Here is a 7814-nt window from a genome sequence, read left to right as displayed (position 1 = left end):
CGTCGCCGCAATCCATTGCCTCGCCATCGCTCGCACCGGACACGCCGCTCTCCGCGACCGTGCATCGCCTGCTCGACGATACCGATGCCGCAATCGCGCGGCAGACCCTGCTGCAGGTCGCTTCGCTTCCCGATCGCGCTGACGCCAGCGGTCACCGCGTTGATCCGGCCGTGCCGCAGTGGAATTTCGAAATTCCCTTTGCGACGCCGCAAGGCACCGCGATGGCGCAGTTCGAGATCTCGCGTGACGGTGGCAACGAATCCGCCGATCCCGCCAAGCAAGCCTGGCGCGCGCGCTTTTCGCTCAATGTCGAGCCGGCCGGCCCGGTCCATGCGCTGATCACACTGAACGGCGACAAGACGTTTGTGCGGATGTGGGCGGAGCGGCCGGCGACGGCGCAGCAGCTCCACGCCGGAATCGGCGAGCTCAATCAGGCTTTGACGCGAGCCGAGCTCAAGCCCGGCGATATCGTGGTTCGCGAGGGCACGCCACCACAACCGGCACCGGCCCGCGCCGGCCACTTTCTGGACCGCGCCACATGAGCGACCCATCCAAGCTTGCGATTGCCCTGCACTACGAGAAGGGCACCAACGCGCCGGTCGTCGTCGCCAAGGGCAGGGGCACGATCGGCGAAAAGATCGTCGAGATCGCCAAGACCCACGACATCCCGATCGAGGAAAACGAGGTCTTGGCCGGCGCGCTGTCCAAGGTCGAGCTCGGCGAGGAGATCCCGCCGGACCTCTACAAGGCGGTCGCCGAGGTGCTGGTTTTCGTGCTGCGGCTGTCGGGCCGAGGGCGGTAGCTGTCATCGTTTGACCAGATATCGACGGCATTGTAGCCGTCACCTTCATCGTTCAACGGACATCGCTCTTGCTCACCCGCCGTTCCACTCTCGGCCTGCTCGCCGCAGCCACAATCGTGCCCTCGCGCGCGCTCGCCCACGTCGCGCCGCCGCGCAACGAGATTCGTGACAACCTCGCAAAGCGATTCACCGACCTCGGCACATCAGGCACCTTCGTCGGCTACAAGGTCGAGGACTATCTGGTCGTCGCCAGCGACAAGGAGCGCTCGGGCGAGGGGAAGCTGCCGGCCTCGACCTTCAAGATTCCCAACTCGCTAATCGCGCTGGAGACCGGCGTGGTCGCTGACCCCGACAAGGATGTATTTGCCTGGGATGGCGTGAAGCGCCCGATCGAGGCCTGGAACAAGGATCACACGCTGCGCAGTGCGATCGCGGTGAGTGCGGTGCCGGTCTATCAGGAGATCGCGCGGCGCATCGGGCAGGAGCGCATGCAGAAATACGTCGACGAGTTCGACTACGGCAATCGCGATATCGGCGGCGGTATCGACCAGTTCTGGCTCACCGGGAATTTGCGCATCGATCCGGTCGAGCAGATCGATTTCGTCGATCGGCTCCGCCGCCGTGCGCTGCCGATCAGCAAGCGCAGCCAGGATCTCGTCGCTGACATCCTGCCGGTTACCAAGGTGGGCGACAGCGTCATCCGCGCCAAGTCTGGGCTGCTCGGCGCCGAGCGCGGCGAGCCGTCGCTCGGCTGGATGGTCGGCTGGGCCGAGAAGGGCGAGGCGCACACCGTGTTCGCGCTCAACATGGACTGCAAGGAGCCGCGTCTCATCAGTGAGCGCATGCCGCTGACGCAAGCCTGCCTTGCCGAGATCGGCGCGATCTAGCTGGCGTAAGAAGAAGCTTGCGGCCATCCTTCGAGACGCCCGCCTTTGGCGGGCCTCAGGATGAGGTCTTGTTTCGCAGCGAGATATTGGACCCTCATGGTGAGGAGCGCCGCCTTACGGCGCGTCTCGAACCATGAAAGCCAAGCTGGCTCTCAGCCCAGCTTGAACAACACCTGCAAAAACTCCTCCACGGCCTTGCGTGACTCCGCGGCCGTCACTGGATTGCCGCCGACATGCGGGTTCAATTCGACGCAGGGATCCTTGTAGGTGAACGGCGCGTTCGTATCGCCATTCATCAGCACGCCGCCGTCACCCTCCCTGATCTTGCAGTTGCGTACGGTCTGCGCATTGGCTGATACGGTCACGGTGTTGACGCCGAGCAGGCCGCTGTCGAACCCGTGCGCGCTCTCAGGATATTCGGTCAGCACCACGTCGCGCCCGGCGGTCTTGAGCCGCTCGACGAAGGCCTTGCAGCTCTTGACGGGATTGTAGTCGTCCGGCGTGCCGTGGAAGATGCGGATCGGGCGTGCGGTGACCTCGCTATCGCCAACGTAGGTCGTGGAGCAGTCCGGATAGAACGGAATATAAGCCGCGAACTGGATGCCTGACTTGTTCCAGAGCTTGTGGAAGCGGTCGAGGCTCGCATAGAGCGTCGCCTGTCCGCCGCGCGAAAAACCCATCAGCACGATGCGATCGGGGTCGACGCGCGGGTGCTTCGCCAGGATCTCCAGCGAGCGGTAGATGTCGACGATCAGGTTGAGCCGGCCGAGCAGGGCCTGGTTCGGCCCCACGACCGTCAGCCCGCGGCCGGTAAAGCCGTCGATCACAAAGGTCGAGATGCCCATCGCGTTGAAGGCGTGCACCCAGGCCTCGGTGGTGGCGCCGACACCGCTGGAGCCGTGCATCAGCACCACGACCGGCATCTTGCCGGTGCCCTGTGCAACGCGGAATTCGCCGGCAACCGTCACCGGCTTGCCGGCGGCCGCATCGCCGCTCAAAAATTGCTGGTCGGAGAGGGTGAGCGAGAGGATCGGGTAGATCTCGGCGCGCGTTGCGACTTCCTTGGGAAGCGCCTGCGCGTTGGCGAGCACGGTGGAAACGCAGAGCGCAATGAGCACCATGGCGGCGCGGAATGCCGTCGGCATCGGGTCCTCCCTTGTGATTTTCGGGGAGTAGACCAATCGGCTTGCGCGCTGTCAATTTGACGCGCGGCGGCATCAGCCCTTGTCGACCGTCTTCTTCGCGGTCAGGGCCTGGTCGATGGCAAAGCCGCCGATCTCGCTCATGGCCTGCGAGATCACGTCGCCGCGTCGCGCAAAGCCGCTCGAGAGATAGTCGAACTGCGTCCGCGCCAGCCGCAGCACCTCGATCGGCACCGAGACCACGGTCTCGTTGAAACTGTCCACGGAGGCGCGCAGGCTGTCCAGCTCGCTCGTGAGCTTGACGATATGGCTTTCCGCGTGCTGCATCAGGCCCAGCAACTTGTGGCGCTCGGCATCGAAGGCGGCGCGGTCGGCGGCGGCCGCCGCCGCTGCTTCCGCAAGCTGGGTGTGCAGCGCCTCGATCTGGCCGACCATGGCATCTGAGGCGAGTTCGGCGGCCGCGCGCAGCTCGGTGCTGCGCGTGCTCTCTTCCTGCGTCTGGTGATAAAGCCGTTCGGCCGACATCGCCCGCTGGCTCAGCGACTCGATCATGCTGGCTGCACGCAGCAGCATCTCGCCGTTCCGTCCCGACACCATGCTGGCCATGCGGCGCAGGAAGTCGATGGTTTCGGACGATGGGTTCGGCGGCAGTGGGACGACCGTCGCGGACATGGGTGATGCTGGGGCCAGGGCATGATGACCGCCGCCGTACCGACTGGGCTCACGCAACATTCGGCGCCTGATCGCAAGGCCTTGAAGCAAGCCTGAATCGGCCGGCCCGGTCAACCGGCCGGGCCACCAATTTTGCGTCCGGCGTCAGGCGTCCCTCTGCCGCCCGATCCGGCCGAGATGGGTGAAGCCGAATCCGGCGGAATATTTCAGGCCGTAGCCGAGCGCCCGGTCGATGCCGATATGGGCAAGCCAGATCAGGGCGATGGAGAGGGTGAGGGGCGAAGCGAGGCCGAAGCCCAGCGTCAGCAGCGCCACCGGCGCCATGTAGCTGTGGGCGGCATTGTAGACCATCGCGCCGAACCTGGCGTCGGACAGGTAGGCCAGGAAGCTCAAATCGGGGACGAAGAACAGCAGGGCGAAGATCAGCCACGACCCGTCCCAGGCCGCATAGAGCATCACCATCCCCGCAAACAGGGTCAGGCCCTCCAGCCGCAGCAGGATGTTGACGCCGCCTGTCGCCGCCCCCGTCTCGGCCGTTCCTTCCGTCATGCTCGCCTCCCGGACAAAACTTTGTAATTCCTTGCGCTTTCCCGCTGGGGCAGGGCAGCCCTGCGACGGCGAAAGCGGCTTTCCGGCCCGCAAAATGCCGTGTTAGAACCCCGCATCACTTAAGACTTGGCGGGAGCAAATGAAACATATCCTGGACGCCCTTGAAGATCGTCGTGCCGGCGCAAAGCTCGGCGGCGGGGAGAAGCGCATCGAGGCGCAGCACGCCCGCGGCAAGCTGACCGCACGCGAACGCATCGAGCTCTTGCTCGACAAGGGATCGTTCGAGGAGTTCGACATGTTCGTCGAGCACCGCTCGACCGAGTTCGGCATGGAGAAGAGTAAGGTGCCCGGCGACGGCGTCGTCACGGGATGGGGCACCGTCAACGGTCGCAAGACTTTTGTCTTTGCCAAGGATTTCACCGTGTTCGGCGGCTCGCTGTCCGAGACCCACGCGCTGAAGATCACCAAGTTGCAGGACATGGCGATGAAGGCGAGAGCGCCCATCATCGGCCTCTATGACGCGGGCGGCGCCCGCATCCAGGAAGGCGTCGCAGCGCTCGCCGGCTATTCCTACGTGTTCCGCCGCAACGTGCTGGCCTCCGGTGTGATCCCGCAGATCTCCGTTATCATGGGCCCCTGCGCCGGTGGCGACGTCTATTCGCCGGCGATGACCGACTTCATCTTCATGGTGAAGAACACCAGCTACATGTTCGTCACCGGCCCCGACGTCGTGAAGACCGTCACCAACGAGGTCGTCACCGCCGAGGAGCTCGGCGGCGCCTCGGTACACGCCACGCGCTCCTCGATCGCCGATGGCGCCTTCGAGAACGACGTCGAGACGCTCTTGCAGATGCGGCGCCTGATCGACTTCCTGCCGTCCAACAACACCGACGGCGTGCCGGAATGGCCGAGCTTCGACGACATCGGCCGGGTCGACATGTCCCTGGACACGCTGATCCCCGACAATCCGAACAAGCCCTACGACATGAAGGAGCTGATCCTGAAGGTCGTGGACGAGGGCGACTTCTTCGAGATCGCCGACATGTTCGCCAAGAACATCGTCACCGGCTTCGGCCGCATCGCGGGGCGCACCGTCGGCTTCGTCGCCAACCAGCCGATGGTGCTGGCCGGTGTGCTCGATAGCGATGCCTCGCGGAAAGCGGCGCGCTTCGTGCGCTTCTGCGACGCCTTCAACATCCCGATCGTCACCTTCGTCGACGTGCCGGGCTTCCTGCCGGGCTCGAGCCAAGAATATGGCGGCCTGATCAAGCACGGCGCGAAGCTGCTGTTCGCCTATTCGCAGTGCACCGTGCCGCTGGTCACCATCATCACCCGCAAAGCCTATGGCGGCGCCTTCGACGTCATGGCCTCCAAGGAGATCGGCGCCGACATGAACTACGCCTGGCCGACCGCCCAGATCGCAGTGATGGGCGCCAAGGGCGCGGTCGAGATCATCTTCCGCAGCGACATCGGCGACCCCGACAAGATCGCCGCGCGCACCAAGGAATACGAAGACCGCTTCCTGTCCCCCTTCATCGCCGCCGAGCGTGGTTACATCGACGACGTCATCATGCCGCACTCGACGAGGAAGCGGATTGCAAGGGCGCTGTCGATGCTGAAGGACAAGAAGGTGGAGACGCCTGCGAAGAAGCACGACAATTTGCCGTTGTGAGATGAACGTAGCCCGGATGAGCGGAAGCGACATCCGGGTCTTTGCCTAGGTCCCGCAGGTCGCTTCGCTCATGTGGGCGACTAATTCTCTTGAATTGGCATGACCGAAGACGATCCGACAGACGAAATCTCCGACATTGAAGATCGCATCGAGCGGCTTGCCGAGCTCGCCGAGCGGTGCCGGAAGTACATCCTGGCGTCCAAGATCGCCATCGGCGGCGGGGCGGCGCTGCTGTTGGTGACGATCCTTGGCCTCTTCGGCTTTGGTCAGACCGCCGCGCTCGGATCGATTGCGCTGGTGCTGGGCGGGATTGTCTCGCTCGGCTCGAATGTCTCTACGCTGCGGCAGACGGACGAGGCCATCAGCACTGCGGAGGCGCGACGTGCGGCCTTGATCGGCAGTATCGACCTGCGCGTTGTTGCCGATGCGCCGCTGAAGCTGGTGTAACGCATCCAGCGCCGGCACGCCTCACGCGGCGGTCTTGACCGTCAGCTCCGACAATTCGGCGCGGCATTCGGCGGCGAAGGCTTGCAGCCGATCGGCAGTTTGCCGGTCGAGGATGGCTTTGGCCAGCCGCTCGGCGCGGGCGATCTGTCGTTTGAGATATTCGATGCGGACCATGTGTCACCTGTCGAATTGCTTCTGTCCGGTGGCGACGACTGTATGCCGCCCACCGGCTTGATTGCGTGAGGCACGTCACGCCCCGCGCGCCTTATCCGCCGCGGCGAAATGCGCCATCTGGTCCGCGTGCGCCTTGATGAACGCCGGGCGGCCGGTGGCACGTGCGACGTAGGCGCGGCAGGCGGGGCTGTCCGCCAGGCCGCCGAAACCATCGACGACGCGCAGGACGTCCGACATCAGGATGTCGGCGACGGAGAAGGAGCCGGCCAGCCATTCGCGGCTGGCCAGCACCGGCTCGAGATGCTTCAGGCGAAGCTTGAGGAAGTCGTCCACGAATTTCCACGCCTGTGTGTCGGTCGGATGTCCCATGAACTTCGACATCGCCCAGGGCAGGCTCGCCATCTCCACCGAATTGAGCGCGGCGAACACCCATTCCGTCGTCTCGACGCGGCTGCGCGGACCTGTGGGCATCAGCTTCGCGCTGCGCTCGCCGAGATGCAGCAGGATCGCGCCGCTCTCGAAGATCGAGAGGTCGCCGTCGGTCAGCCACGGCACCTGGCCGAACGGCTGGTGCGCGAAATGCGCAGGCCCGCGATCTTCGAAAGGCGCGCTGGCGACGCGATAGGGCAGCGCGGCTTCTTCGAGGGCCCAGCGCACGCGCAGATCACGCACGAAGCCTCGCGGTGGTTCGGGAACCCAATTGAAGGTGGTCAGGGTGAGGTCGGCCATTTGCAGTCTCCGAGTCCTTGTTCGAAGCAAAGGACGAGTGAAGGGTGTCCACTCCGACACCGGTGCCAACTCTTTTTGTCGCCGGCGGCCGAAGCGGCTAGTCTCGGTTCAAACAAGAGGAGGAAACCCGATGCCATCAGCCTTCTTCGTCGTCCGCGCCACCGTCCCCGACGCCAGCAAGCGCGCCGCCTTCGACAGATGGTACGAGACGGAACATCTGCCCGACGCGGTGAAGGCATTCGGTGTCAGCAAAGCCGTGCGGTTCTGGAGCCTCGATGATCCCTCGCTGCACCAGGCGATGTATCAGTTCGATGACGAGGCCAGGCTCGCGGCGATGCTGAAAGGTGACGCGCTGCAAAAGCTCGTCGCCGATTTCAACCGCGACTGGCCCGACGTGAAGCGTACGCGCGAGACGCTGGTGCTGGCGCAGGAGTTTGTGAAGTAGCGAAGTCCTGTAGCCCGGATGGAGCGCAGCGCAATCCGGGGTCTTCGCCCCAAGCACGAATCCCGGATTGCGCTCCATCCGGGCTACGAATTCGCCATGTCGCTTCGCGTGTGAATGCGAACCCACGATTCAGCCTTGGTTGATTCAGCCTTGGTTCATGTCGTGAACGCGACACTTCCTCTGCATCACTTGCTCGGTAGCCTAGAGGGATATGTCATGGAGCGTCGGAACTTTTTGAAACTTGCATTGGGGGTGACGGCGGGCGCCGCGGCCTTCGCCGCGACGGCGCAGGCCG

Annotated in this window: 12 protein-coding genes; 7 read left to right on the top strand and 5 right to left on the bottom strand. The window is 64.4% G+C overall.

What is annotated here, in order from left to right; all coding sequences use genetic code 11:
• The 3 genes from MOV74_RS25625 to blaOXA all read left to right on the top strand — a co-directional run.
• Positions 1-542, top strand: a 542-nt coding sequence (locus MOV74_RS25625; protein ID WP_246929074.1) for a flagellar hook-length control protein FliK, incomplete at its 5' end; no start/stop codon positions are given.
• Positions 539-802: an EscU/YscU/HrcU family type III secretion system export apparatus switch protein gene (locus MOV74_RS25620; protein WP_246929072.1), complete on the top strand. Its 264-nt coding sequence runs from the start codon at positions 539-541 to the stop codon at positions 800-802. The genes MOV74_RS25625 and MOV74_RS25620, both read left to right, overlap by 4 nt.
• Before the next feature lie 68 nt (positions 803-870).
• The gene (gene blaOXA / locus MOV74_RS25615) at positions 871-1689 is read left to right on the top strand and encodes a class D beta-lactamase (RefSeq protein WP_246929070.1); all 819 of its coding nucleotides are present in this window, start codon (positions 871-873) and stop codon (positions 1687-1689) included.
• 152 nt (positions 1690-1841) lie between these two features.
• On the opposite strand, the gene MOV74_RS25610 is transcribed toward blaOXA, so the two are convergent.
• From MOV74_RS25610 to MOV74_RS25600, 3 genes are all read right to left on the bottom strand, one after another.
• Positions 1842-2834 (bottom strand): dienelactone hydrolase family protein, encoded by a 993-nt coding sequence (locus MOV74_RS25610; RefSeq protein ID WP_246929068.1) that lies wholly within the window; start codon positions 2832-2834, stop codon positions 1842-1844.
• A gap of 72 nt (positions 2835-2906) precedes the next feature.
• The gene (locus MOV74_RS25605) at positions 2907-3503 is read right to left on the bottom strand and encodes a hypothetical protein (RefSeq protein WP_246929066.1); all 597 of its coding nucleotides are present in this window, start codon (positions 3501-3503) and stop codon (positions 2907-2909) included.
• A 144-nt stretch (positions 3504-3647) separates the two neighbouring features.
• Positions 3648-4052: a DUF4260 domain-containing protein gene (locus tag MOV74_RS25600; RefSeq protein WP_246929060.1), complete on the bottom strand. Its 405-nt coding sequence runs from the start codon at positions 4050-4052 to the stop codon at positions 3648-3650.
• A gap of 139 nt (positions 4053-4191) precedes the next feature.
• Here MOV74_RS25600 and MOV74_RS25595 point away from each other — a divergent pair, with 139 nt between their 5' ends.
• Positions 4192-5724 (top strand): acyl-CoA carboxylase subunit beta, encoded by a 1533-nt coding sequence (locus MOV74_RS25595; RefSeq protein ID WP_246929058.1) that lies wholly within the window; start codon positions 4192-4194, stop codon positions 5722-5724.
• Positions 5725-5823: 99 nt separating this feature from the next.
• Complete coding sequence (locus MOV74_RS25590) at positions 5824-6171, top strand: hypothetical protein (protein ID WP_246929057.1); 348 nt, start codon at positions 5824-5826, stop codon at positions 6169-6171.
• Positions 6172-6192: 21 nt separating this feature from the next.
• Here the strand turns inward: MOV74_RS25590 and MOV74_RS25585 are convergent, their stop codons facing one another.
• Positions 6193-6345 (bottom strand): hypothetical protein, encoded by a 153-nt coding sequence (locus MOV74_RS25585; protein WP_246929055.1) that lies wholly within the window; start codon positions 6343-6345, stop codon positions 6193-6195.
• A 75-nt stretch (positions 6346-6420) separates the two neighbouring features.
• Entirely contained in the window at positions 6421-7074 is a 654-nt protein-coding gene (locus MOV74_RS25580) for a glutathione S-transferase family protein (RefSeq protein WP_246929053.1), read from the bottom strand.
• 130 nt (positions 7075-7204) lie between these two features.
• Between MOV74_RS25580 and MOV74_RS25575 the strand changes: the two genes are divergently transcribed.
• Entirely contained in the window at positions 7205-7519 is a 315-nt protein-coding gene (locus MOV74_RS25575; RefSeq protein WP_246929051.1) for a hypothetical protein, read from the top strand.
• Positions 7520-7633: 114 nt separating this feature from the next.
• A partial coding sequence (locus MOV74_RS41050) for a twin-arginine translocation signal domain-containing protein (RefSeq protein WP_309486835.1) occupies positions 7634-7814 on the top strand: 181 nt, incomplete at its 3' end.

It is taken from the genome of Bradyrhizobium sp. SHOUNA76 (genome assembly GCF_023006445.1).
Taxonomy (GTDB): Bacteria; Pseudomonadota; Alphaproteobacteria; order Rhizobiales; family Xanthobacteraceae; genus Bradyrhizobium.
The sequence above is the reverse complement of the archived record's forward strand: the minus strand, read 5'-3'. Positions and strand labels throughout refer to the sequence as shown.